The sequence below is a fragment of the Ornithinibacillus californiensis genome (genome assembly GCF_001038485.1).
In the GTDB taxonomy this organism is placed as follows: domain Bacteria; phylum Bacillota; class Bacilli; order Bacillales; family Amphibacillaceae; genus Ornithinibacillus; species Ornithinibacillus californiensis.
In genome coordinates, this window is record NZ_LDUE01000015.1 from 68,800 (window position 1) to 93,523 (window position 24,724).

At 36.4% G+C, this 24,724-nt stretch carries 29 protein-coding genes; 21 read left to right on the top strand and 8 right to left on the bottom strand.

Annotation, left to right across the window (positions count from 1 at the left end; translation table 11 throughout):
• The first annotated feature begins 303 nt into the window (after positions 1 to 303).
• Genes yycF through TE34_RS03675 form a run of 5 tightly spaced genes read left to right on the top strand, consistent with a single transcriptional unit; the run spans position 304 to position 5,875 of the window.
• The gene (gene yycF / locus TE34_RS03655; RefSeq protein WP_047983474.1) at positions 304 to 1,008 is read left to right on the top strand and encodes a response regulator YycF; all 705 of its coding nucleotides are present in this window, start codon (positions 304 to 306) and stop codon (positions 1,006 to 1,008) included.
• A gap of 6 nt (positions 1,009 to 1,014) precedes the next feature.
• Positions 1,015 to 2,838, top strand: coding sequence for a cell wall metabolism sensor histidine kinase WalK (gene walK / locus TE34_RS03660; protein WP_047983475.1), 1,824 nt, complete (start codon positions 1,015 to 1,017; stop codon positions 2,836 to 2,838).
• A complete protein-coding gene (locus tag TE34_RS03665; RefSeq protein ID WP_047983476.1) occupies positions 2,838 to 4,172 on the top strand; it encodes a YycH family regulatory protein in 1,335 nt (444 codons plus the stop codon). Before walK ends, TE34_RS03665 begins: the two co-directional genes overlap by 1 nt.
• A 1-nt stretch (position 4,173) precedes the next feature.
• A complete protein-coding gene (locus TE34_RS03670) occupies positions 4,174 to 5,073 on the top strand; it encodes a two-component system regulatory protein YycI (protein ID WP_047983477.1) in 900 nt (299 codons plus the stop codon).
• Positions 5,074 to 5,089: 16 nt separating this feature from the next.
• A complete protein-coding gene (locus tag TE34_RS03675) occupies positions 5,090 to 5,875 on the top strand; it encodes an MBL fold metallo-hydrolase (RefSeq protein WP_047983478.1) in 786 nt (261 codons plus the stop codon).
• 346 nt (positions 5,876 to 6,221) lie between these two features.
• On the opposite strand, the gene TE34_RS03685 is transcribed toward TE34_RS03675, so the two are convergent.
• On the bottom strand, positions 6,222 to 7,124 hold the full coding sequence (locus TE34_RS03685; protein WP_047983480.1) for a nuclease-related domain-containing protein: 903 nt from the start codon (positions 7,122 to 7,124) through the stop codon (positions 6,222 to 6,224).
• A 126-nt stretch (positions 7,125 to 7,250) separates the two neighbouring features.
• Between TE34_RS03685 and TE34_RS03690 the strand changes: the two genes are divergently transcribed.
• Positions 7,251 to 8,438, top strand: coding sequence for a S1C family serine protease (locus TE34_RS03690; RefSeq protein WP_047983481.1), 1,188 nt, complete (start codon positions 7,251 to 7,253; stop codon positions 8,436 to 8,438).
• 257 nt (positions 8,439 to 8,695) lie between these two features.
• Here TE34_RS03690 and TE34_RS03695 read toward each other — a convergent pair whose 3' ends face one another.
• Positions 8,696 to 9,061 (bottom strand): DoxX family protein, encoded by a 366-nt coding sequence (locus TE34_RS03695; protein ID WP_047983482.1) that lies wholly within the window; start codon positions 9,059 to 9,061, stop codon positions 8,696 to 8,698.
• A gap of 222 nt (positions 9,062 to 9,283) precedes the next feature.
• Here TE34_RS03695 and TE34_RS03700 point away from each other — a divergent pair, with 222 nt between their 5' ends.
• The gene (locus TE34_RS03700) at positions 9,284 to 11,002 is read left to right on the top strand and encodes an ABC transporter ATP-binding protein (protein ID WP_047983483.1); all 1,719 of its coding nucleotides are present in this window, start codon (positions 9,284 to 9,286) and stop codon (positions 11,000 to 11,002) included.
• 247 nt (positions 11,003 to 11,249) lie between these two features.
• On the opposite strand, the gene TE34_RS03705 is transcribed toward TE34_RS03700, so the two are convergent.
• The 4 genes from TE34_RS03705 to TE34_RS03720 form a co-directional block, all read right to left on the bottom strand.
• Positions 11,250 to 11,882 (bottom strand): alpha/beta fold hydrolase, encoded by a 633-nt coding sequence (locus TE34_RS03705; protein ID WP_053074956.1) that lies wholly within the window; start codon positions 11,880 to 11,882, stop codon positions 11,250 to 11,252.
• Positions 11,883 to 11,895: 13 nt separating this feature from the next.
• A complete protein-coding gene (locus TE34_RS03710; RefSeq protein ID WP_047983484.1) occupies positions 11,896 to 12,357 on the bottom strand; it encodes a DinB family protein in 462 nt (153 codons plus the stop codon).
• 78 nt (positions 12,358 to 12,435) lie between these two features.
• The gene (locus TE34_RS03715) at positions 12,436 to 13,188 is read right to left on the bottom strand and encodes a class I SAM-dependent DNA methyltransferase (protein WP_047983485.1); all 753 of its coding nucleotides are present in this window, start codon (positions 13,186 to 13,188) and stop codon (positions 12,436 to 12,438) included.
• A complete protein-coding gene (locus TE34_RS03720; RefSeq protein WP_047983486.1) occupies positions 13,188 to 14,177 on the bottom strand; it encodes a phosphotransferase in 990 nt (329 codons plus the stop codon). The genes TE34_RS03715 and TE34_RS03720 overlap by 1 nt, the downstream gene beginning before the upstream one ends.
• A gap of 244 nt (positions 14,178 to 14,421) precedes the next feature.
• Here TE34_RS03720 and TE34_RS03725 point away from each other — a divergent pair, with 244 nt between their 5' ends.
• From TE34_RS03725 to TE34_RS03795, 14 genes are all read left to right on the top strand, one after another.
• On the top strand, positions 14,422 to 14,799 hold the full coding sequence (locus TE34_RS03725) for a hypothetical protein (protein WP_047983487.1): 378 nt from the start codon (positions 14,422 to 14,424) through the stop codon (positions 14,797 to 14,799).
• Between the two features lie 73 nt (positions 14,800 to 14,872).
• On the top strand, positions 14,873 to 15,466 hold the full coding sequence (locus TE34_RS03730) for a hypothetical protein (protein WP_047983488.1): 594 nt from the start codon (positions 14,873 to 14,875) through the stop codon (positions 15,464 to 15,466).
• Positions 15,467 to 15,522: 56 nt separating this feature from the next.
• Entirely contained in the window at positions 15,523 to 15,951 is a 429-nt protein-coding gene (locus TE34_RS03735; RefSeq protein WP_047983489.1) for a hypothetical protein, read from the top strand.
• A 76-nt stretch (positions 15,952 to 16,027) separates the two neighbouring features.
• Positions 16,028 to 16,252 carry a hypothetical protein gene (locus TE34_RS03740; protein WP_047983490.1) on the top strand — a complete coding sequence of 75 codons (225 nt, stop codon included), beginning with the start codon at positions 16,028 to 16,030 and terminating at the stop codon, positions 16,250 to 16,252.
• A gap of 57 nt (positions 16,253 to 16,309) precedes the next feature.
• Entirely contained in the window at positions 16,310 to 16,729 is a 420-nt protein-coding gene (locus tag TE34_RS03745; RefSeq protein ID WP_047983491.1) for a hypothetical protein, read from the top strand.
• Between the two features lie 425 nt (positions 16,730 to 17,154).
• Complete coding sequence (locus TE34_RS03755) at positions 17,155 to 17,418, top strand: hypothetical protein (RefSeq protein WP_047983493.1); 264 nt, start codon at positions 17,155 to 17,157, stop codon at positions 17,416 to 17,418.
• Between the two features lie 182 nt (positions 17,419 to 17,600).
• Entirely contained in the window at positions 17,601 to 18,158 is a 558-nt protein-coding gene (locus TE34_RS03760) for a hypothetical protein (RefSeq protein ID WP_047983494.1), read from the top strand.
• A 177-nt stretch (positions 18,159 to 18,335) separates the two neighbouring features.
• Positions 18,336 to 18,839, top strand: a complete 504-nt coding sequence (locus TE34_RS03765; protein ID WP_047983495.1) for an RNA polymerase sigma factor — start codon at positions 18,336 to 18,338, stop codon at positions 18,837 to 18,839.
• Positions 18,832 to 19,416: a hypothetical protein gene (locus tag TE34_RS03770; RefSeq protein ID WP_047983496.1), complete on the top strand. Its 585-nt coding sequence runs from the start codon at positions 18,832 to 18,834 to the stop codon at positions 19,414 to 19,416. The genes TE34_RS03765 and TE34_RS03770 overlap by 8 nt, the downstream gene beginning before the upstream one ends.
• Positions 19,417 to 19,549: 133 nt before the next feature.
• Positions 19,550 to 20,110 (top strand): hypothetical protein, encoded by a 561-nt coding sequence (locus TE34_RS03775; RefSeq protein ID WP_047983497.1) that lies wholly within the window; start codon positions 19,550 to 19,552, stop codon positions 20,108 to 20,110.
• 79 nt (positions 20,111 to 20,189) lie between these two features.
• On the top strand, positions 20,190 to 20,423 hold the full coding sequence (locus TE34_RS03780; protein ID WP_047983498.1) for a hypothetical protein: 234 nt from the start codon (positions 20,190 to 20,192) through the stop codon (positions 20,421 to 20,423).
• Positions 20,424 to 20,512: 89 nt separating this feature from the next.
• On the top strand, positions 20,513 to 20,764 hold the full coding sequence (locus TE34_RS03785; RefSeq protein WP_047983499.1) for a hypothetical protein: 252 nt from the start codon (positions 20,513 to 20,515) through the stop codon (positions 20,762 to 20,764).
• Positions 20,765 to 20,842: 78 nt separating this feature from the next.
• Positions 20,843 to 21,043, top strand: a complete 201-nt coding sequence (locus TE34_RS03790) for a hypothetical protein (RefSeq protein WP_047983500.1) — start codon at positions 20,843 to 20,845, stop codon at positions 21,041 to 21,043.
• Positions 21,044 to 21,370: 327 nt separating this feature from the next.
• Entirely contained in the window at positions 21,371 to 21,952 is a 582-nt protein-coding gene (locus TE34_RS03795) for a hypothetical protein (RefSeq protein WP_047983501.1), read from the top strand.
• Positions 21,953 to 22,254: 302 nt separating this feature from the next.
• Here the strand turns inward: TE34_RS03795 and istB are convergent, their stop codons facing one another.
• Complete coding sequence (gene istB / locus TE34_RS03800; protein ID WP_047983502.1) at positions 22,255 to 23,019, bottom strand: IS21-like element helper ATPase IstB; 765 nt, start codon at positions 23,017 to 23,019, stop codon at positions 22,255 to 22,257.
• Positions 23,016 to 24,584: an IS21 family transposase gene (gene istA, locus TE34_RS03805; protein ID WP_047983503.1), complete on the bottom strand. Its 1,569-nt coding sequence runs from the start codon at positions 24,582 to 24,584 to the stop codon at positions 23,016 to 23,018. The genes istB and istA overlap by 4 nt, the downstream gene beginning before the upstream one ends.
• Positions 24,585 to 24,724: the final 140 nt, after the last annotated feature.

Here is a 24,724-nt window from a genome sequence, read left to right on the forward strand (position 1 = left end):
ATATTATATCCACTGAGCAGCCAGTATACACGGAGACTCCAGCGGGAGGATAGGCATAGGTAAGACCCCGCAAGAGCTTTAGCTCTGAGGAGGCTTACCAGCCGCCCGCGGAAAGCGCAGTGTATACTGGCTGCGGATCACGATAGAAAGTGCCTATGATAATAGCTTATTAAACAAAAGAACCATATCATCCTTAAGCCACAAGACATTTCATCAAACTTGAGTTAAAATATAGAAAATGAATCTTATTAAAAAAGTCAACTGGTAATATATATAAATAATCGAAGAAAAGGAAGTGTTCGTATGGCACAGAAGATTTTAGTTGTAGACGATGAGCAACCAATAGCAGATATTTTGAAGTTTAACCTAGAAAAAGAGGGTTATGAAGTAGTCGTAGCCAATGATGGTGATGAAGCAATAAAGCTTGCAGATGCGGAAAACCCAGACTTAATCTTACTCGATATCATGTTACCGAATAAAGATGGTAATGAAGTATGCCGTGAAATTCGAAAAACAAAATCAATGCCGATTATCATGTTAACGGCGAAGGATTCAGAAATCGATAAAGTGTTAGGGTTAGAACTAGGTGCAGATGACTATGTAACAAAGCCATTTAGTAACCGCGAGTTAATCGCTCGAGTGAAGGCAAATCTTAGAAGACAGCAACATGTCGCAGAAGAGCCAGGAAGGGAAAACAAAGATATCACAATCGGTTCCCTTACCATTCACCCAGATGCGTATAGCGTATCAAGAGATGGAAAAGAAATTGAATTGACACATCGCGAATTTGAACTTTTGCATTACTTAGCTCGCCATATTGGGCAAGTGATGACGAGAGAGCATTTGCTGGAAACCGTCTGGGGCTATGACTACTTTGGCGACGTAAGAACAGTGGATGTAACAGTAAGAAGACTACGGGAGAAAATAGAAGAAAATCCAAGTAACCCAATGTGGATTGTTACACGTCGTGGTGTTGGATATTATTTACGCAACCCTGATCAGGAGTAGGTTTTCATGCATAAAGTCGGATTTTTCCGCTCAATACAATTAAAATTAATCTTAATTTATATCTTATTGATATTAATTGCCATCCAAATTATTGGTTCGTATTTTACCTCATCATTGGAGCGAGAATTGACAACAAACTTTAAAACCTCCATTGATGGAAGGATTGAAGTACTCAGTCATTATCTTGTAGACGCCTTTAACAAGGAGCGTACTGACGATCAGGAGCAATCACTTCAACAAGATATACAAGGTATTGTACGAGATATCGATACAAATAGCTCGTGGAACCTGTTAGTAGTTGATAATCTTGGTCGAGTAGTAGCTACGAACAACTTTAATGAACAGGATAAGGTTAACAAGAAGATAACGTTAGAACCAATCCAAGTAGCTATATTATTTGGTAAAGAGTATAGAAATGATGGCAGAGATCAGGAGAATAATCGAACCTACGTGCAGTCAACGCCTCTCATAGATGAACAGGATAATATTGTAGGTGCGATCTATGTAGAAGCGCCGTATCAGGACATTTATGAACAGTTAAAAGATATTAACCAGATCTTCTATAATGGGACGCTTTGGGCAATTTTAGTTTCGGCATTACTAGGAATATTAGTTGCGCGAGCGATAACCAAGCCAATTATGGAAATGCGAAGACAAGCCCAAATAATGGGGAAAGGGGACTTCACCCAGAAGGTTAATGTCTACGGTACCGATGAAATTGGCCAGCTGGCAATTGCTTTTAATGATCTAAATGACCAATTAAAACATTCCTATGCCAAAACGGAGGAAGAAACAAGAAAGCTCAATTCCGTTATTGAAAATATGTCTGACGGCGTTATCGCAACCGATGAATTTGGTGCAGTAACGTTAATGAATGAGCCTGCTGGTATTCTACTTGGGGTGAACCCAGAAGAGATATATGGCGAATTTATTATGGATGTCCTTAAACTCGATGAGAAAGCAGTAGATTTATCGGAGTTACCGGAAAATGGCTCCATGATTATTGATTTTAGTGATGAAAATGAAATCTTCCTAATACGAGCAAACTTCTCTACCGTAACAGACGATGATGATGAAATTACAGGATTTATTACAGTTATTAGTGATGTTACGGAACAAGAGAAGATAGAACAAGAACGTAGAGAATTTGTATCGAATGTTTCGCATGAATTACGAACACCACTGACGACAATGAAGAGCTACCTAGAAGCACTCATTGATGGCGAGTGGAAAAATGAAGCAATCGCTCCGAAGTTCCTTGATGTCACCCAAAATGAAACCGAGCGAATGATTCGAATGGTCAATGACTTATTACAGTTATCCAAAATAGATAATAAGGAACAACAAATGCAAAAAGAACGTACCGACTTTATTTCGCTGTTCCATCACATTATTGACCGATTTGAAATGAACGCACCAGAGCATATTGCGTTTGTTCGGGATTTACCGAATGAGAAGTTATTCGTTTGGATTGATAAAGATAAGTTAATGCAAGTCCTTGATAACATCATTTCTAATGCAATTAAGTACTCTCCAGAGGGTGGTACGGTTACTTGTAAGGTCATCAAACATCGACATCAGCTAATGGTTTCCATTACCGATGAAGGTATGGGTATTGCTTATGACAAGTTAGATAAGATATTTGAGCGTTTTTACCGCGTGGATAAGGCAAGAACGCGTAAGCTTGGTGGAACTGGTCTAGGTCTTGCCATTTCCAAAGAGTTAGTGGAGGCACATCACGGGAAAATTTGGGCGAAAAGTAAAGAAGGTAAAGGAACAACCATCCTATTTACGCTACCGCTAATGGGTAAGAAGCGGAGGAATAACTAATGAAACTAGAAGTCATTAAATCCTATACGTTAGCCATCCTAGTAGGAATTAGCCTCATCCTATCCATCAGCCTATGGAGCTATTCGCCCAATGATGACCTATTAGATGAAGAGCAACTACTAGATCCGAGTGAACTAGACCTAGGAGGCACGGAAAAAACAAAGAAAGCCATCGTACAACCAAGCCAGATCATATTTAGTAAAAATAAATTTCAACAATCCTATTTCGGATTTGCAAACCCTAATGATCGTATAAAGTTATACAATGATATGACCTCTTGGGTGCTATATAATTTCCGAGCAGTAGACGGAAATGGAAGACCGAATAATGATTTATTAGTCGAGTTAATTTACCCAGAAGAACTACCAATGGAAATAATACCGAACTTATTTACTGTCAACAATCAGGATAATTTCGGCATACAAGAAAACTTGTCTTTCCAGCGAGTGTATATAACGTTTTCTGAGTCTACCAATTCGCTAACCTTTATTTTCCTGTCAACCGATGGCAAGACGCAACTTCGTGCAGATGTAAATAACACGCAAAAGTATGAGGTGTTAGACAACTATATTAAAAACCTGACTGGGTTAGAGGAGTATATCAAGTTAGAGGACAGAGAATACCCGGTCTATTTACCGATTGAGCCTAAGATGACGTATTACACGTGGACCACCTACGAACCAGCAAATGAGGCTAATATTATTAAAAATGCATTATTCCCATATCCTAAAGAGGTTGTGGAGAATCGAACAGAAGAAAATATTACATGGTATCAAGATGGAACACGAGCCATGCAAGTTTTTGAACATGAGCTAAGCTTGGAGTTCATAGATCCCCAAGAAGAAATGTTTGTCGATCCGATGAATACCATCGAGTTACTAGATAAAGGTATTGCTGAGATTAACGGATATAAAGGCTGGCTACATGATTATCATTTAGAAGACGTTAACAGAATGAATAATTTGATCACCTACCAGATGCATTATAAAGGATATCCGGTATTCAACCCAGATAATTTAGCTACTATTGAGCAGCGTCTTGTTAATAATGAGCTTGCAGAACATAGACAACCAATCTATAAAATATATACTACCGCTTCAGAGAACTATGTATTAGAAACTGGATTGGATGTAATTAATCATTTAAAGAATACGAATTCGTTATATAACATTAGTGAAATTCAAGATATTCGTGTCGGCTATCGTTTAAGTTATCATGTACCAGCTGACCAAAATGCTTATATATCGTTAACACCAACATGGTATATCAAAGTAAATGATATTTGGCAGCAAGTTTTATTAGAAGATGACATACACAGAGAGGAAGTGAGTTAGGATGCAGTGGGGACAAATAAAAACGTTATTTATCCTTTCCTTCTTACTTCTTGATATTTACCTCTTGGTGTTAGTTATTCAGAAACAAGAAGATCTAAGCCTTTTAGAGAGCATTGCAAATGAACAGGAACAAGATTTCTTAAAACAAGAAGAAATCATTATTCCTGAAAAATTACCAGAATCTCTACCGGAAGAACCATTAATTACGACACAACAGAAAATCTTTAGTGAAGAAGAGATTGAGGATATTAAAGAAAGAGACAATCAAGAAATTGAAGTAGTGAACCGTAATTTTATTATTGCACTGTTAGAAGAGGCAGTTGCTATTCCAGAAAATGCTACCTCTGAGGCTATAGCACAACTAGTCACCAGTGCGGTATACTTAGGGAATGAGTATAGCTTTGATCACTGGGACCAGGACCGAAACATCATTGTATTTTTCCAAAAAAAGAATGAAAGACCAGTGTATTATAATCAGAATGGTGTCATTATCGCCTATCTAAATGCAAACAATGAGATAGTTGCTTACACACAATCGTATTTAGGCGAAGTAGAAGCCTCTAATGAGGAGAAGACACTGATAAAACCTTTATCAGCCATTCGAATACTATATGATAGTAACTTATTGTTCGCCAAGGATGAAGTAACCGAAGTTGAAATAGGTTACCATACATTTCTTCCTTTAGATAGTGGTCGTCAAGTACTCGTGCCAACTTGGAAAATACGAATTAATGACAGCCACAACCGCTTAGTTAATGCTTATGAGCAAAAAGTTATTCCAGTAAATGATGATTTCGTCAATATTGTACTATACTCCAGCATAGATAACGTAAGAGCGATCAAAGGGAAAGAAGAATTTAAAAAGAAAATGCTAGACACAATCACTAGCAAACTTCAGTAATCGGAGTGAACCAGCAATGACATTACGATTTAGCGTCCTAGCATCAGGGAGTACGGGAAACGCTTTTTATATAGAATCAGATAAGAACAAATTATTAGTAGATGCCGGTCTTAGCGGGAAACAGATGGACAAGCTCTTTAGCGAAGTCCACGTTTCCCCTGAAGGATTAGACGGCATTCTAGTAACCCATGAACATAGTGACCATATCAAGGGACTAGGGATACTAGCTCGAAAATATAATCTACCAATCTATGCAAATGAAAAAACCTGGAAAGCCATGGATGGCTCACTTGGTAAGCTTTCATTAGATCAGAAATTCGTATTTAATATGGAAGAAGTAAAAACATTCGGCGACATCGATGTAGAATCATTTGGGGTATCCCATGACGCTGCTGAGCCCATGTTTTACGTGTTCCGTAATGGTGGAAAGAAAGTTGCATTGGTCACCGACCTCGGCTACGTTTCTGAGAAGATTAAGAAAACCGTCGAAGGTGCGGATGCCTACGTTTTCGAATCTAATCACGATGTCGGCATGCTCCGCATGGGCCGCTATCCATGGAGCGTCAAACGCCGAATCCTAGGCGACTCCGGCCACGTCTCTAATGAAGACTGCGGATTGGCTTTAACCGATATTATCGATAACAATACGAAGCGGATTTACCTCGCACACTTAAGTAAAGACAACAACATGAAAGACCTTGCTCGCATGTCCGTAGGGAACATTTTGACCGAGCGCGGGATAGAAGTAGATTTGTATGATACCGATCCAGCCACGGCTACAGCGATGTATGAGGTTGGGTAGGGTTTGGTGGAGAGCGACCTGGGGTTTTGGGGTCGTTTTTTTTTGTTTTTGGGGGGATGGGTGGCTTTCACCATTAAAATTAGTGAAAAATGTTGCTATAGTGATGATGAGGAAGGCGCTCATCATCAAATTTTATGGGAAAGCCAGCCGAAGTGATGATGAGAAGGGCGCTCATCATCAAAATTAATGAAAATCCTGCCAAAGTGATGATGAGAAGAGCGCTCATCATCAAAATTAATGAAAATCCAGCCAAAGTGATGATGAGAAGAGCGCTCATCATCAAAGTGAAAGAAAAACAAGCAAAAAAGGTGATGATACAGTGCTCATCACCTTTAAACTACTCATTCTACTCAAAATAAGACCATCTATTATTACTGATATGCTTAAAGTGCCTCTCCAGAATTCGCTTTATCCGTTGTTTTTGAATTAATTGTCCACACCAATCGTAAATTGCGCTAGTTGTAATTAATTCATTAGGAAATAATAATTTAAATTCTTGTACCGTCCGTAAAATTGCCTCTCGGATAGCTTCTTTCGTTTCACATCTCCTACAAATACAGTACAACCCGACCACGGTATCTATAAAAGCCCCGCACCCGCGACAAACAACCCCCTTCCGCAACTCCCCATACTCATACTCTGGCAGCTGCTGATAAGGTGACTCGGTTAGATGCATGGAAATCAGTTTGTCTGCTAACGCTTTATGCTTCTTCCCGATCCTTGAGGGAACACTATTCAATTGCTTCATGTAGCGGTTTAGTTGGGTTGGGTAAATAATGGGCTTATCGATGGGGGCTTGGTAAAGGGTGAACGCTGGGTTGACAAACACGACGGAGGAGTTAATGGAAGTAGTTATTCCTATACTTTGGAGTAGTTGTCTTAAGAGGGATTCGGCACGAGATAATTGCGTAAGCGGGTTGCTGACTTCGTAGTTAGACTGGCTTAAGAGTCGGTCGTCCTTGTAATAGAAGTCACCCTCGAAATTTTTTACTTCATAAATATAAATGGTATCGGCGATGAGTAAGGTGTCAATCTGGAAAGTGTTGTTGCCTGCCTTTAGCAGAAGGTCATTTAGTATGAGGCAATCTAAGGTTAGTTCGTTTGTAAAACTATCAAATCGCAGTTCTCCCTCATAGCCTTTTTTCAAATTAAAATAGTTTTGCATCTCTTTTTCCCCTAAATCTGTTCGCATATGTAGGACCTCAAACAATTGCAATTCCAATGGAACGGTTCTTGCTTTATATTCCATGTTCCACATCCTTTCTAATTTTTTGTATATTCTATTATAATTTCCACATATTTGCAAAATGTTTAATCCCAACTAAACAGAACATAATAAATGATGTTGATAAATGCATCATAAAGGAGCAATTATATGGGTTACTACAATCAAAATTACCCCCCAAATCCGAATCGGAAAAAGGGTAACAGTTGGCTGTCTATATTACTAGGTGTGGTCATTGGAGTGGCGCTTATGGCAGTGTTTTTTCCGAGAATACAAGAGATGAGTACACAGACGAATAACCAATCGGAAAAATCAACCAGCCATAATGCCGAACAACAAATTGTATCTCTCGATGTTTCTACAAGAATTACCGAGGTTGTTAATGTTGTATCTCCGACGGTAGTTGGAATCACTAACATTGAGCATAAAGCTGACTTTTGGGAGCAGCAGCAGGAAAGTGAAGCTGGAACTGGGTCTGGTGTGATTTATAAGAAAGACGCGCAATATGCTTACGTCGTGACCAACCACCACGTGATAGAAGGCGCAGATGAAATTGAGGTTCTGCTCAATGATGATACGGTGATAGAGGCAACGCTTTTAGGTAAGGATCTGTTTTCTGACCTAGCCGTACTACGGATTGATGGAGATGCGATTGACCGTACAATTGAGTTGGGTACTACGGAAAATTTAAAGGTTGGTGAACCGGTTATAGCAATTGGAAATCCGTTGGGGCATATGTTCTCGGGCTCGGTGACGCAAGGGATAATTAGTGGGACGCAGCGCACGATTCCCCAGGACTTTAATTTAGACGGCCGTGCCGATTGGCAGGCAGAGGTGATTCAGACCGATGCGGCTATCAATCCTGGGAATAGCGGTGGTGCGCTCATTAATATGGATGCACAGCTAATTGGGATTAACTCGATGAAAATAAATCAGGAAGCGGTAGAGGGAATTGGATTTTCAATTCCTATTGATACGGCGTGGCCGATTATTGATGAGCTAGAGAAAACAGGCACGGTCAGAAGGCCATATATTGGGGTGGAGATTTACTCGCTAGAAGAAATACCAAGGCTAGAGTGGGAAGAGACGTTAAGCTTGCCTAAGGATGTTGAAGGTGGCGTTTACGTTTGGAGTGTGGAGCCAAGATCGCCAGCAGACCTTGCAGGGTTAGAACGGTTGGATGTTATTACTCACTTGGATGGAAAACAAATCATGAACATGATTGATTTGCGAAAAATCCTTTACCAAGAAAAAGATATCGGTGATGAGATAAGCATGACCTATTATCGAGATGGAAAAAAAGTGAATACAACGTTGGTGTTAGATGAGCAACGTTAATGTAAAACCGGCATCAGGAAAATTCCAGATGCCGGTTTATTCACAGCTAAGTAAATAGTAGGAATGTATAAAGACTCACAACTTATCCCCATTTGCGAAAAGTTATTCACAAATTGTGTATATAAATCAGAAGGATATCTATATTTTGTGTCGAAATTAATCGAAAGCACAAAATAGGTGCGAACATTTGTGCATATGTGGACAAAAATGTGGATAACCGATAAAATTCAAACAATTCTCCTGTGAATAACTAATGTTTAAAACTTTTTGCCAGGTACGTGTTTGTACAATAACAGTAATAAAATAATCATTACAATATCAAGACGAGCTTTGAATGCAAACGAAAGTAAACCTTCTTCCATAAGAATCGGTAGCTTATCATAAAAAATCGCGCCTGCCATAATGACCAATAAAGGAATCGTTGCTTTTCTAACATACATACTACCTGCAATTAATGCTCCACAACCGATTTCAACAATTGCCACCAAAAATAGCGTTGTTCCTGGAGATGGCAGACCAAGATTAATGAAATTGTTGATGAAGTTAGGCATAACTAGTTTCATAATCCCTGAAGTGATAAAGACATAACCAACAGCATAGCAAAGCCAAGTTGCCATATTCATGTGCAGTCTAATGAGAATCCCCTCCTACTAGCTGATTTCTATTCCCTAATATGTATGCGGAGAAGAGGACAAACTTGACAAGCAATCCTTAAAAAAATAACAAAAGATTATAAACCTAAAAATTTTCCTTTCTGAAAACAAAAATGTATAGTATAAAAAGAGATAGATTTGAGAAACGATGATGCTAGGGCGTTTTATTTTTTTCAGAAGGAAGTGCAACTTATGTTAAGGCGTTTTTTCTCGTACTATAAGCCTCATAAAAGGCTTTTTATTATTGACTTTACATGTGCTGTTTTTGTAGCTATATTGGAGCTTGCTTTTCCTATCGCCGTACAGCAGTTTATAGATAAATTACTTGTCACATCAGAAAACTGGAATCTCATTATACTAGTGAGTGTTTCGTTATTGGCCGTGTACTTATTAAGTACCTTTATGCAATATGTCGTTACGTATTGGGGACATAAGCTAGGGGTAAATATTGAAACGGATATGCGTCAGGACTTGTTTCAACATGTGCAAAGACAGTCCTTCCGCTTTTTTGATAATACGAAAACAGGTCATGTTATGAGTAGAATCACCAATGATCTATTTGATATTGGGGAGTTTGCCCACCATGGACCAGAGGATTTATTTATTGCATTCATGACTTTCGTTGGTGCATTTACACTGATGTTCAATATTAATTTCCATTTATCCGTGATCATCTTGATTATCGTTCCAATTCTTATTTGGTTAATTACATACAGTAATATCAAAATGAATCAAGCATGGAAATCGATGTACGAAGAAATTGCTGAGGTAAATGGTCGGGTAGAGGATTCGGTATCCGGTGTGCGTGTTGTTCAATCATTTACCAATGAAGATTATGAAATGAAACGTTTTACCAAAGACAATTACAATTTTAGAAAAGCAAAAGTTAGCGCCTATAAGGTGATGGCGTTTGTACACTCGAACATTTACATGATGATGCGCCTAATCGTACTCGTTGTACTTGTGTACGGCGCATGGCTAACATTCAACAATCGGATGTCGACTGGAGAGCTAGTAAGTTTCATCCTATTTACGAACGTATTGTTCAATCCAATTAATAAAATTAGTGCGTTACTAGAAATGTATCCAAAAGGAATGGCCGGGTTTAAACGGTTTGTCGATATTCTCGATACCGAGCCGGATGTGCAAGATAGAAAGAGTGCAAAACCAGTAAAAGATTTACAAGGCTTTATCTCCTTCCATAAGGTGACATTCGGCTATGAAAAAACACAAGGGCCGGTAGTGAAAGCAATGAGTTTTAATATTAACGCTGGCGAGACGGTTGCATTTGTTGGCCCATCTGGGGCTGGGAAAACAACGATCTCTTCACTAATTCCACGATTCTATGATGTGGATAGCGGACAAATTACGATCGATGGCATTGATATTCGAGATATGACGAAGCGTTCACTACGGGAGCATATTGGAATTGTGCAGCAGGATGTATTCCTATTTACGGGGACGTTACGTGAAAATATCGCGTATGGTAAGCTTGGTGCTACTGAAGCGGAGATCCGTGAAGCAGCAAGAAGAGCACATCTAGAAGAATTTATTAATGAATTACCTGATGGGTATGAAACACAGGTTGGGGAGCGTGGACTGAAACTTTCCGGCGGGCAAAAGCAACGAATCGCGATTGCGCGTATGTTCCTGAAAAACCCACCAATCCTGATCTTGGATGAAGCGACATCTGCGTTAGATACAGAAACAGAAATGATAATTCAGCAAGCGTTAAATGAGCTGGCGAAAAACCGTACGACACTTATTATTGCCCATCGACTCGCAACAATCCGAAATGCTGACCGAATCATGGTCGTGACGAAAAAAGGAATCGAAGAAGAAGGCAGCCATGATGAGCTAATCAGAAGAAATGGTGTGTTTGCGAATTTGCATAAAGTACAAATGCAGTAAAATTAAAAGAAGATTTGCCGTTTTATCATGGCAAATCTTCTTTTCATTTGGCGCATATGAAATGAAAAATTGCTTCCTTAAATTCAACAGGACAATCCACATACGGATGATGTCCACTTCCAAACTCCTTAAAAGATATATTGGGAAACTTAAATCCCTCCTGATGTTGCTGCCCAATAGCATAGTCATATTTCCCGGACAATACTAGCACTGGTGTTGATATAGCACTGGTGATTTTACGAAAGTCCTAAAAGTACTCTTCCGCAGAAAAGACCGCCTGCTGAAAATCAGGTCGTGCGGCTAAATCCTGATCTATACGGTCTACTTTTTCCTTATCCGCTAGAGATTGATATTGTAACTTGAAAAACAGGTCACGTTCTATGAGCTGCTGTGCCGTAGTGAAAAATGTATGTATTAGTTCAGGAACATCAGTCTTGGAAGTTTCAATCTGATCTAATCCAAGAAATTCCCTACCTTTCGTAATCTGGTGGGCAAATGAATTTGGCATATATAAGGTTGCATTTGATAAAATCAATCCCTTTACCCTTTCAGAAAACATCCTCGCATAATTAACTGCAAGCAGCCCACCGAAGGAATGCCCCAGTACATACCACTCATCAATCCCAAGATGAATCCGAATTTCTTCGATGTCTAAAAGCAAACGTTCTAACGAGTAATCACCGTTTTCAGCAAGATTAGAACGACCACAACCCCTTTGGTCGAGATATACCATTTGTAAATTATCTTCCAACCGTTCACCTGCAAAGTGCTGAAATGATTTGCTCCAATAACCAGGACCGCCATGTAGGTAAATACATGGTATTCCCGAACCCTGCATTTCTATAAATAATTCCACACCATCACTAGTCTTGAAAATCAAGGTTATCCCTCCCCTAGAACAATCCCCGAAATACCACGTTCGCCGAAACAGGCCTCACGCCAATTTCCCTTGCCCATACGGACAGTTGCCCCATGTGATGAATCTCATGAGCAATAATATGGTGAATGATTTCGTCCTTCATAAAATCAGCTTCTAACCAGGAGGCGGTTACAGGTTCATCCGGATTGAAAGCATCGCTATTCTTAAGAAAATGATCAATCTCTTCTCGATACTGTAGCGAAAGCAATTGAACCTCACCTATTGTAGTGAACTGGTCAAAATCCAAGGTCACATCACTTTCTCCCTGCATCGCACGTACCCATGAATATTCCACATCAATAATATGTAAAAGTGTATGGAGTATATTTCCCATGCCTCCGATGCGTTCTTTCGATAACTCTTCTTCAGGAATATACTTACACCACTCTAACCATTCATCACGAACCTGCCAGTTATATTGAAAAAATTTATACATGAATATCACGTCCCTCTCTACAAGTATTCGACATAAAACGTATTCTTTTGTCGATATTTCCCGGGAAATGCAAATTGTCTATTTCACCTTTTGCAACACACAAATCATTTCATAACTATCTTCTGTAAGCGGACTCCTATTCCAATCCTTATATAAGTGAAGGATGCGAAATCCATTTGCTTTTGCTAAACGTTCTAATTCTTTTGGGTAAACATAACGCAAACTAATATTGGTAATAGACTCCATACCATCACTGGCTCTCCGAATTGTTGTATAATGTTGGATTTGTTGTAGAGAATCATACTTACTTATCGTATAAACATCTATGTTTTGCCTGGTATCTGGATCTACGTAACTACGCCAAAACTCCTCTGTTTCTGGTTGTAGAAGTTCTTCTCGGCTGGGGAATCTCGTATTAAAAATAAATACACCATCCTCTAGCAAATGGTTATGAACCGATGTTAACATGGCATCTTGATCGTCATTCGATAGAAAGTGCTGAAACGAATTCCCAACCATATAGATGAACGGGCTCTGAGTATCTAAATATAATCGAGTACAGTCCTGTTCCAACCATTTTATTGGTAGGTTACCAGACTTCTTCCTCGCTTCATCCAGCATGCCTGTATGAATATCAACGCCAATCAGGTTATGCCCCTTCTCAGCCAACGGGATCGAGGCCCTTCCAGTTCCACAGGCTAAATCAACTATAGTCCCATCCAACCCCTCAGCCCAATTCAATAAAAACGAAACATCTGCCGTATAGCCATCATTTTCAAAGTCATATAGACTGGGATTATCGTATTCTTGTAAGTTATCTTTCTTCTGCATTATATTCCTCCTAAAATATTGTCTAAATCTAATAGATGCTCCGACAGCCAAACCATCTCATGAACAAATCGTTTCGGCGGTCCTTTCCGCTCATACATGTTTGCATCGAGCCACCACTCACTCTCCAAATACCATAAAAATGTCAGTGCATTCGTAAGGTATCTCTCTTCCACCACCTGGTAAACTCCGTACCCCGCTAGAAGGGCTTGTACACTTCGCAGGTTAAACGAATTACCATCTAAAGCACCGGAGATAATTGCCCGTGCAACATCTAATGGAAGATGATCATATTTCATCCGGTCAAAGTCCAGAATAGCAGAAAGCTGATTTCCCTGAAATAATAGATTATCATTCCATAAATCCCGATGCGCCCAGCCAACACGATTTAATGGTAATTGATTGAAATCAATAACCTCCATCAGCTCTAGCTGCTTTTCAATAATAGGTAAAACATCCATTTTGTTAGATTGATATACTTCCTCACGAACAGACTTCCAGTAAGCAGTCCGTTCTTCTTTACTCGGCGGAATAAACGCAGGGATCAGTTTAGAATTGGCATTCCCCTCATTTAATACTGCATGAATCTTTCCAGTATAATAACCTAACTCATACATTTGCTCCTCAGAAAATTTCCCAGGTATAATAATTTCCCCATCGCAAAATTCCATCACGACATACCGTTCCTCGCCTGGTGACTGACAGAAAACTTCTCTCCCATCAGACAGAATCCTAGGACAAGGGATGCCAACACTAGCGAGACGATTTTGCTGCGAAAAAGCATCCTGTAATTCTTGGGTAGTATATTTTTGTAACCGCTCTTTGTTATATTGCTTAAGCAAATATGTACCACTGGATGTATTAATTTTCCATTTCAAATTTAACCACCCTCGCTTAATTGGCTCCATAGAAACAATCTCAAAGCCAAAGCGGCGGCTAACGTCCCTAGCCAACTCCTGGTAAATCGCTTCCTCATACAAAGTAGATTTCATCCAATTACACCACTCTTCCAAACTTTCTCTCTATTAATAACATACCTTATTCATCACACAAAAACAAGAATGTATGTTCTAAAAATGGTATGTGATATTTGAATCATTTAAAAAGTATCTAGGGTAGATAGCATTTTGTGTTAAGATGTGATTAAAGATTTTGAATATTTTGTTCCCCAACAAACGGGGCAATTTAGTTAAATAAGATGTAATTAAAAGTTTTGATTAACAAGGCGGTGATTTCTTGAAAAAGTTTTTAGTTGTTATCTCATTGGTATTGATAGTCGCTATTGGATTTATAGGAATTAGATTTGGAAGTGCCTTGTTTCAAGAAGAAAATACAACTGAGATTATTGCATCTATAACTAAATTAGAGTTCACAAGCAATGATTACATTAAAGTTACCGATACTTCTCACGGAATTAGGTACGTTTCAAAGAATGAAAGTGGTTCCCAAGAAAGAGTAATTAAAGAATTTATGAAAGAAAATGAGTGGCAGTTTAAAGAACAAATGGGCTCGGGCTTTTTATTTATGAAAGATGGAATGAATGTAACAGTAGGAACAAGGTTATTTTCCAAAAACTATTTCCTCTGGGATGTTCCTAAAGAAGTTTTTCACTAACGGGTGCGTTACTTACACTATCTGTAATAATAATGATTCCTATATAGAATGGAGTATTTAAAGGAGTGTTAATTTGTATCGGCTACTACTTATAATTACTTCTATATTACTTTTTGTCTTTTTAGCTGGGTGTGATCCTAAAAAGATAAGTGAAGAAGTATTAGAGAAGGAAATGGATATTGACGTAAATGAAATTGTTAAAGAAATAAAGTATAGCGATTCTATGTACTTGGTTTTCTATACATTTGATACGGAAGTTACTCAACATGAGAAAGTAGAGAAGTTTGTAGACGTTCTCAATATAGCTTTTTATCAAGGTAATTCAAAGAATGGATATAAGTTTCTTGGGGAAAGAAGTTGGGTTCATAATAACCACCCAAAACATTTTGAATCATATTATTCTAATATGTTGTTTAGTGATGATAAGGAAGATATCCATGTAAATTTTGGGCGTATTCATAATCCTGAAATAGTAGAAGTAGAAGTAGGTAATGATGATTCAGGATATTTTGATGCTGAGATATTTGAAAAAAATGGGACACGCTTTTTTTATAAGATATATACAAACAATGAGAAAAAATTTCAAGAAAATGATGGGGGATTATGGTCAAGAGGATTTATTGCCAGAGGGATAACTAAGGATGGAGAAATTCTATTAGAACAGTAAAAGATTTTATTCAACTGTTTGTGGAGTAGTAAATTTTATAAATAGAGGTGATTGATGTGTTATATGAAAAGGTGATTAGGGCTTTAGTAGCGAGTTTTTTTTCAACACTATTTATGACAATCTTTATGAACCTGTACTATGAGGGGAATATTTTCTTTAACTTTTTACCAGCTATTTTTGGTTTATTTATGTGGTTTACTCCCATTATCCTAATATACGGGATACCAATTACAATTTTATCTGAATTCATTACTAAACGGTTTATAGGTATGAAAAGGATGCTATTGGCTTTAGTAATTTACATGTTATTTGGAATGGTTTTTGGAGTCTTACTTCCATCCAATATTGAGTTAAAAATAATCGGAGCAGATACTGATTTGTTTGTTATTGCAGGAACAATTTCCGCATTTATTTTTTGGATAGTCGACGAATATTCCAAATGTAGGTATAGAAGGAATTCTTTTAAATCAACTTTATTAAACTAATGGGTTCGTTTCTAGAATAACCAAATGATGCGATTCTTGTGCTGTTTGGGCAGGGTTACTAAAAGGGGGAGAAGGTATGAGTAAAAATACAAGTTTAATTTTAGGTTCTTTATTCATTTTGACAAGTGGTTTAATTTATTCAATTGAACGTTTAAGTTCTTATGTATATTGGCTTGCTCAGACAAACACGGGTTCATGGCAGACTAATCCAGATGTTTCATTTTTTGATAACATTTTTACTTTGTTATTTATAATAATCGGTATAGTGTTCATAGTAATTGCCTTTAAAGAGAAACCATAGTTTCTTTAACTTTCTGGTGCTATAACGAAATAAGAGTTTAATAAGAGGTGGTCAAAATTGACTAAGAAGAAACAAATTTTAATCGTATTAACATTAGTAATAATTACTATCTATTTATTTCTTTTTACTGTTGATGGTAATGAAAAGAATATGTTAATTAGCGAAGATTTACTTAATGCCTCCGAAATTGAATACTTAGAATTAGTTGGAATTGAAGATGATACGATTATAAAAATAAATGAAAGTGATAACATGAAGAAAATAATTCCTCTTCTTCAACAACTTAATGGTTCTTTAGAAGAATCTCTACCATCAAATGATGAATCTTTACTTGGTATACGCATAGCCTTAAAGGGACATTATCCAAGTTCAGTAATTGTAGTTTATCAAGATAAAATGTTTTTTCAGGGAGAAGGTAGAAATGTATCTGGAGAACTCGTTAATAAATTTGTTAAGACTTTAGAAGGTTCATTTTAAGCTAAAGGGTGCAATAGTTAAACAACAGGAATCATCATAAATGATTATTCCTGTTAATATTGTGCTCAGTTTAGGAGCAGTACAATACATGATTAAAAGATAAAAGGGGGAAAAGCGTGGAATATATTATAAGTGCATTTGCATTCATAGGCATTTATTTAATGCCAATCTTGTGCGTTATATTTTGTTTAAATTTAGTATCAATTTTGAAAAGGGTAAAGAACGAAGAGCAAACTACCGTCAATACAGTATGGCTCACAATATCTTTTACTCTTATAATGTGGAGTATAGTAATGATAGCTTTCGGGAACATGTATTAAGCTAAAGGGTGCGTTAATTCAAGAAGGATTAACGCTTTTTTTGTCGAATTATTTACTAATGGGGCAGTTTAGATTAACAAGAAGTATATCAACGAGGGGGAGAATATGAGAATAGATAATTTAAAATGGTTAATGATATTAGGTTCGTTACTAGGAGTAGTGGGGCTAGTATTAATCTATTTTTGTAAAGATATTGGAGCTAGCTTAGCAGATGGTTGGCTAGCACAATATGATTACTCCCCGTCGGATTACGAATCGAAAGTTAAAACAAACACAACTGTTTTTCTAGTAATTGGAAGTGTTCTTTTGGGAATCGGTTTTTCTACTGTGTTCTTTACTCTTTACAAGATGCTAAATATTAAAGATTAGGTGTGTAGATTTATTTTTGTGCTTGTTTAGTTAAAGGGTGCAAGAGCAAAACAAGGAAAAATGAAGTCGGACAATTATGGTGTTACGAGGCAACACCTAACCGCAAACAAAAAAGTGTTTCATTAAGTCAGGAATTTCAGCCCTACTTTACAGGCTGACCTAAATAATAAGGGGGTAATCTAGTGCTTCAACCAAAATCATTCTTTCATGCTAGTTTGAAGATTATCGGTGTACTAACAATCATCTGGAGTTTAACCCAGCTAGTTCCAGTTATTTCTCAATTTTACTCTGTTTATAATCAGCCAGAATTGATGAGAGGAACTGACCTAACTTATTTTCGTTTTTCTCTCATCTTTCAAGTGATATATCCTATTTTGCTTTTTGCAATCGGATTTTCCTTGTTAAAGGGTGGAAATGCCATGGTTGAATGGGCTTATAGCGATTCAGATGGCGAAAGTGATAATAATATTGGCGTTCTTTTTATACTATTTATGAAAATTGCTGGATTGGTTCTAATCATTATCGCCATTCCCAAAGCATTTCAAATTATATCCAATGTGCTATTTGTTTCATCTGCCAATACAGTAAACACGAGCAATCAGGTGATGTTTATCGTTCAGAATCTCGTTTCAACAATAATTAATTTGCTGCTTGGATTATATTTATTAAGAAGCGGAAAGATATTTTACCGACTTGGCTTCGCTAAACAAAATGAGGAAGATGATAGATTTTCGAATTGAATAGAGAAATAGAAAAGAAATAGTATTCAATATCTATAAATGTTGAACGGTTGCTTAAATTGAAGAAGACTATATGACGAAATTAAACTTCCTAATACTTGGAAGTTTAATTTTTTATATAAATAACGAAACTTTTCATGTTCCATTTTCGACTAATAATAAAAAGGGGGGGATGAGTTGGATTGGGAAGAATTGTATTTAGAATACAGCGATAGAGTCCACAATTATATATATTTAATGGTAAGAAACCGAGATGTTGCTGAGGATCTTACCCATGATACCTTTTTGAAAGTAAAGAATTCACTGGGACGCTTCAGAGGTGAGGCAAATTATTATACTTGGATCATATCGATAGCTAGAAATGTTACGTATGATTATTTCAGAAGGAAAAGACTAGTACAATTTACTCCTATGTTACCCTTCAACCATCCAACAGATTCAGTTACCCCTGACGACATTTTGTTTGATAATGAAAGTGTTCAAGAATTATATAAAACAATTAAGAAACTAAAAAAGAATTATCAAGATGTAATCATATTGAGGTATATACAAGAATTCTCAATAGAAGAAACAGCTGCAATTCTAAATTGTTCTATCGCCAAAGTGAAATCTACAACTTTTCGGGCAGTGAAACAACTTAGAGAAGAATTACATAATAAGGAGGGAGATTATATTGGATAATTTTTTAAAAGAAATAGATTTTAAAGAATTAAGAAATACACCACGTTCTGAGAATCAAAAACAAATAACTTTGAACAAAATTAGACATAGTGAAATGAAACCTAAATATCCAATTAAATATCTCACCTCTACACTAGCTGTACTTACTCTAGCTATAATTTTATTTCTACCTAGTCTATTTAACACAATGGAACAAACCGATAATTCATTAAGCGTTAATCAAGTATTGGAACTTCTAAAGTTCGAAGTCAAAATTGGTATGTCAACAGAGGAAGTAGAAGTTATTATGGGCGAAAATTATCATGTGACTAATTCCTCTTATGACGGTAGTACCCTATGGCAATATGATATTGGTACTACTAAAGAATATCAAACCGTTGTAGATTACGACTTTACAAATTTAGAAGGAATGCAACAGGGTTTAATCAAAATGCAGGTGTTTATAACTTGGGATGATAGTAATCTGGTGAAAAACTGGAGCGCGGTCTACCTGAATGAAGCAGATAATAAAATATACGAATATATTTTATTACCAAATGGTGAGATCAAGGAACAATCAATTTTATCTATCGAATAAACTTTTAATCTTTCATTCCGTTGCTACACTTTTGAATAGTACTATCTAGAGTTTGATAGTAATAAAGAAACTTGTTTAAGGGGGAGATTTTATCGTAAAGAAATTATTATTCATAGTATTAGCTTTGTTTTTATTGGCAGCGTGTACAAAAGGAACCTCGAGTACTGGATTAAATGAGGATCAAGATAAACTGAAAAATGATATCGAGTTTCTTAACAAAGAGATAGTCAATTATAAAACACAAATAGATGTAAAAGAAAAGGCCATCACAGAACTAGAAATGGTAATAGAAGAACAAAACAATCAACAAAAAGTACTATCTAATGCAATAGCAAGACAAGGAATGATTATAAGTATTCTGAATGAAATTTCAGAAAGTTATATCCCTGAACAATATAAGCAGGCATATATTAAAGAAATCCAAGAATATAATTCTTCTTATACCTTCATAGTTGATTTTGCAAGTTGGGAACGTAGAGATGATGCGCCAAATGGCGGAGAAGTAGTAAATGAAGAAGAGGAAATGGCAGAAATAGAGGTAGATAAAAACACCTTTTTTTATGTAATAGACTCTGCACAATTATCTAATCGATCTGCGGAAGAATTTATGAGTTCTTGGGATGATGAAGATCTTTATCAATTCTTTTTTTATGATGATAAAGTACTTTTGATTACTCAGGTGCTCTTACCATAGGGATTATCTGTAATTCCCTTTTAAGATGAATCTTCAAATTCAGTTTTTAATTATAGCTACAAATAAGGGGGGGTAATTGATGAATAATGTTATTTCAGCAATTTATATATCAACATCAATGTTATTATTTTTTATTGTTCGAGTTATTATAATGTATGCGGAACTAACTCATCCAGAAAAACCATTAGCATTCATGAAAATGTCTGTTTATTATTTTCCATTTATTCCATTGGTTATTGGTTTAATCTATTTGGTTGTTCATATCGTTTCTGTGCGGGACAAAGACGGCAAAAAAAAGAGACTAAGTAAATAAAACTTATTGTGCTAACGGGTGCGTTAATTCAAGAAGGATTAACGCTATTTTTGTAGAACTTATTGTACGAAGGGGCAGGTAGAAGTAAGATGGGGAAGAAAATAGTAGTCTTTGTGATAATATTAACGGTTATTTTAGTCGGGTGGAATTTCTATCCAAAACATTATACAAAAACATTAGATGGTGTATTTTATAAATTGGAGAACGAAGAGTTTTTGGAGAATGTAAAAATTCATATTGATGGTAAACTACGAAATCATCTATTTGGGAAGAAAGAATTTAAAGGTACGGTGCAAATGGAAGGGAATAGCCTTCCTGTTGTAAAAGGAAAAGAAAAATGATTACACTTATGGGCTTCGGCTGAACATAGGAGTGGTGTTTTAAGTTCTTTTGGGAGTATTGATGAAGAAGGAAATTATGTGCCGAGTATACATAACTATGGGTTAGTTTATACCAATAAAAATCTTACTCAGTTTACCATCTTGGTCTATCCAGAAGATGAACAGGTCTTATGGTCGGATAGTGTACAAATGATGATTACTGCTCCTGCGTTAAATAGAGAAGAAGCAGTAGAGCTTTCAAATAAGATAATGGAAGAATATGAGTTAAGAAATAAATAGTTGTAGGTAAACAATTGCTACAAATGAAAAGAAATTACTATTAATAATAGCCAAGATAACAGGAAATTTTAAAAGGGGTAACGAAGGAAAACATAACTCGAGGAAAAAGTGAAATTACAAACTACTCCTTTTGAGGTATTATTAAATTATAGGGTGCGACGTTTAACAAGGTGATCCAATTGGGTTACCTTTTTCTGTTTCTGAGAATATTGACGTTATTTTTAGAATATTGTGTTAGTATTTAAATAGAAGCTAGTAAGCTAACAGGGCAGCAGAGTTGAATAAGGGTAGATTGTATGGAAACGGCTTTAATAGGAGGTTAGATAATTGAGAGATAAAATTCTCTTTAGCGTTATTGGATTCCTAATATTTTTGATAATCATTATTACATTTAATAATGAAAAAGTGATTGATGCAAAAGTCTCCAAGGATAGCGACATAGAATTTATCAATACAATTTCTAACTTAGAAGATGAAAACAAGGTACTAAAACAAGAATTGCTAATAGTTGAAAGTGAGAGCAATAAATTATCAGATCGACTTTACAATTTTACTAATGGTATTGCAAACTCTACTAATAGTATCGTTTTATTGAATGATGTTCAAATAGATGGGGTTTTACTAAGACTAGAGTATACTTATCTTTCAATTGAAAGTTGTGCAGAATGTGAAAACGGATATGAAGTAATACAAGGATGGAATTTAATTAAAAGAACAATTACTGCAAATGATTACGTACCAATCTATATGTACGGTAAACAAAACAACTTGAGACAAGTGAGTTGGGAATATTTATCAAACTTAGATTACAATCCTATTCTAGAAATATTTCAAGATAATAGATGGATATACCTTATTAAAGAATCAGAACGACTTGGTTCACTCGAGGAAGTATTGGAAGAAGATTGATTGCTCTATTTTAGTTTTGCATAAAAAGCGTGAATTTGCTATTGAGTGCAAGAGTATAAACATGGGGCAGTTGCTAATGGAGCAGGTTAATTGAAGAACTTAAAAGGGGGCAACGAGATTGAATGAGGAAAAACAGAAAAGACACGTACGCATGCTCGTAGGAAATCTAGGCCTTCTTCTTTTGGGATTAGCCCTAGCAAGGACTGATTTTTTTTGGATTAATTTTCTTAGGGCAATATCTTAGATTTACTGAAAAAAAGGCTGGTTGTGACCGTCAAGTAAAAAGACACAATTTATGCTCATTAATTTGAAACACTTTCTTGCCCAAATATAGTCGATCTATGTTTCATTCGATAACTATCTTCATTTAAATGAATGATTTCAACTCGATGTAAAATTCTATCTAATATAGCTGTAGTAATTGCTTGGTCACCTAATAATTCTCCCCACTCTTTTGGGCCTTTATTTGATGTTAAAATGATAGATGATTGATTATATAAATCATTGATCAAATGGAAAAACATATTAGCTTCCTGTTGATCCATCGCCATAAACATCAAATCATCAATAATGACTAAATCAGCTTCTCTTATTCTTTTCATTCTGGTTTGCGATTTACGTGTGATTTCCTCCGTTTTCAGCACGTGGACAAGATCTCCCATCGTAGTAAAGATAACCTTGTAACCTTGGTTTAACGCTTCAATGCCTAACCCGATTGATATATGAGTTTTCCCACTACCTGGTGGTCCTAATAGAATGATATTGTGCAACTGTTCTATCCACGTTAAATCTTTCAATCTATTCAATTGTTTGTTGCTTAAAGATTTCTGTTCTTTTAAATTGAATTCTTCTAGTGTCTTTTGGAAGGGAAATGTAGCCCATTTAAATCGTTTTTCTAATTGCTTTTCTTCTCTGCGAGTTTGTTCATATTTTGCTACATCTAAGAGGAACTGAGTAAAGGAGGAATCCTTTTGCTCAGCTTCTCTAATTAATGCAGGAAGGTGATTTGCTGTTTCCGTTAAACGTAATGTCTTCATCAACTCTTGTAATTGGTTTAGCTGACTCATACTGGTTCACCCTCCAGTATGGAAGTATAGGCATCTAATTCCCTTTTTTGAGCCTCCGTCTCTACAACCCATCCAGAAACTCCTATTATTCGTGTTACATTCTCATCGGTATCATTCACTGTATCTTCTATTTGTCGGTGTCGTTTTATATAGGCAACGACATCGCTAAAATCTGTTGCACCATAAAGGTTCCTTTTGATACACTCATTCAATGCTGCCGATAGAATTTCCCTGTTATTTATTTTTGTCTCTTTTAATATCATTTGGAGCTGATCCCTAATATATCGAGGGTACTTTTCTTTTACTGTTTGTAGATAATCATAAGCTATCCCATTGTCATTAAATTGCTGGGAAACGGTATTCATAAATGCATCGATACCTTTTGTCCTATCTCGGCTATGCTTCCTATCTTTAATCAATAATCCCTTCCCGTCAGGGATATGATGCTTTGCGATGATTTCACCTGTTTCAGGGCTATAAATGATTAATGCCTTTTCTTCGGTTTCCTTAATGCAGAGAGTTTCATATTTGCCAAACGTCCCCAACGGAAGAGAATAACGATTAGATAAATAACGAATAGTATTGTCCTTATGGACACATCTTGTTATACTATTTTCATAGTTATATTTTATATCTAGATTTTTGGTGACTGGTCTTAAGTGTTGTCTTTCCAGGGAAAACACTTCGACCGGTCTCTTTTTTGTTGTATGATGAACTTTATAGTTTCCAGTTCTATTGAGCCATTCCCAACCCTGTTCATTCCAAGAATCAATGTTATGAAATACCCGATGTTTAGCGAAGTTATGTTTAATAAAACCAACTACATTTTCGATTTTTCCTTTACTCTCTGGATCAGCCTTGCGGCAAACACGAAGGGTTAGATTCCTAGATTCTTTATATTGTTGGAACTCTTGCGTTAATATTAAATCCCCACCATTCTCACTGACGACTATTAAACTGTCTTGGTCGTATACTAATTCACTTGGAATCCCCCCAAACCACCTAAATGCATTTTCATGTGCTTTTATGACATCTTGGGTAGTGTAAGGCCTATCTAACCATTCTTTATATTTATATCTAGAATTAGATAATACAAAAGCTATAAAGTTTAGTTTTACTTCCTTATTATCGACTGCCTTCTGTTTCGTATGACCAAAATCAACTTGTATTTGTTCACCCATAGGTGAATCAGGTATAGCCTCATATATTCGTGGTGAAGTTTCCTTCTTTATTTTATATTCCTCTCGAAGCTCTCTAACATATAATCGAACTGTACTTTCACCTACTTTTAAATCTTCGTATTTCTCTTTTAGCCAATCTTCTACTTGTGCAGCTGACATATCTGGATGTTCCCTTAACCAAGATAATATCAGCTCTTTATAAGCATCTAATTTCTTACTCCTCGTCTGAAGTGACTCTACCCACTCAGACATATCCGAAGGAGACTTTTTTAGATAACGATATACTGTTGAACGTGATATTCCTAGCTTGTCTGCCACCTTCGTCTTACTGAATCCCTTTTTGATTAACTGACTAATTTCCATATACATTTCCCACTTATCCACCTTCTGTTACCTCCACTGTTGTATGTTTTAGGATATAAACATTTTACAATGGAAAGTACCTATATTTTATTGGTATATTTGGGTAAATAAGTGTTTCTTTTTATCTAGCAATAACTGTCTACTCTAGTTTAGCAGTCACA

Excerpts from the sequence above, each read along its gene's own strand:
- yycF (WP_047983474.1), top strand. The coding sequence starts at position 304 with ATGGCACAGAAGATTTTAGTTGTAGACGATGAGCAACCAATAGCAGAT.
- walK (WP_047983475.1), top strand. The coding sequence starts at position 1,015 with ATGCATAAAGTCGGATTTTTCCGCTCAATACAATTAAAATTAATCTTA.
- TE34_RS03665 (WP_047983476.1), top strand. The coding sequence starts at position 2,838 with ATGAAACTAGAAGTCATTAAATCCTATACGTTAGCCATCCTAGTAGGA.
- TE34_RS03670 (WP_047983477.1), top strand. The coding sequence starts at position 4,174 with ATGCAGTGGGGACAAATAAAAACGTTATTTATCCTTTCCTTCTTACTT.
- TE34_RS03675 (WP_047983478.1), top strand. The coding sequence starts at position 5,090 with ATGACATTACGATTTAGCGTCCTAGCATCAGGGAGTACGGGAAACGCT.
- TE34_RS03685 (WP_047983480.1), bottom strand. The coding sequence starts at position 7,124 with ATGGAATATAAAGCAAGAACCGTTCCATTGGAATTGCAATTGTTTGAG.
- TE34_RS03690 (WP_047983481.1), top strand. The coding sequence starts at position 7,251 with ATGGGTTACTACAATCAAAATTACCCCCCAAATCCGAATCGGAAAAAG.
- TE34_RS03695 (WP_047983482.1), bottom strand. The coding sequence starts at position 9,061 with ATGAATATGGCAACTTGGCTTTGCTATGCTGTTGGTTATGTCTTTATC.
- TE34_RS03700 (WP_047983483.1), top strand. The coding sequence starts at position 9,284 with ATGTTAAGGCGTTTTTTCTCGTACTATAAGCCTCATAAAAGGCTTTTT.
- TE34_RS03710 (WP_047983484.1), bottom strand. The coding sequence starts at position 12,357 with ATGTATAAATTTTTTCAATATAACTGGCAGGTTCGTGATGAATGGTTA.
- TE34_RS03715 (WP_047983485.1), bottom strand. The coding sequence starts at position 13,188 with ATGCAGAAGAAAGATAACTTACAAGAATACGATAATCCCAGTCTATAT.
- TE34_RS03720 (WP_047983486.1), bottom strand. The coding sequence starts at position 14,177 with ATGAAATCTACTTTGTATGAGGAAGCGATTTACCAGGAGTTGGCTAGG.
- TE34_RS03740 (WP_047983490.1), top strand. The coding sequence starts at position 16,028 with ATGAGTAAAAATACAAGTTTAATTTTAGGTTCTTTATTCATTTTGACA.
- TE34_RS03755 (WP_047983493.1), top strand. The coding sequence starts at position 17,155 with ATGAGAATAGATAATTTAAAATGGTTAATGATATTAGGTTCGTTACTA.
- TE34_RS03780 (WP_047983498.1), top strand. The coding sequence starts at position 20,190 with ATGAATAATGTTATTTCAGCAATTTATATATCAACATCAATGTTATTA.
- TE34_RS03785 (WP_047983499.1), top strand. The coding sequence starts at position 20,513 with ATGGGGAAGAAAATAGTAGTCTTTGTGATAATATTAACGGTTATTTTA.
- istB (WP_047983502.1), bottom strand. The coding sequence starts at position 23,019 with ATGAGTCAGCTAAACCAATTACAAGAGTTGATGAAGACATTACGTTTA.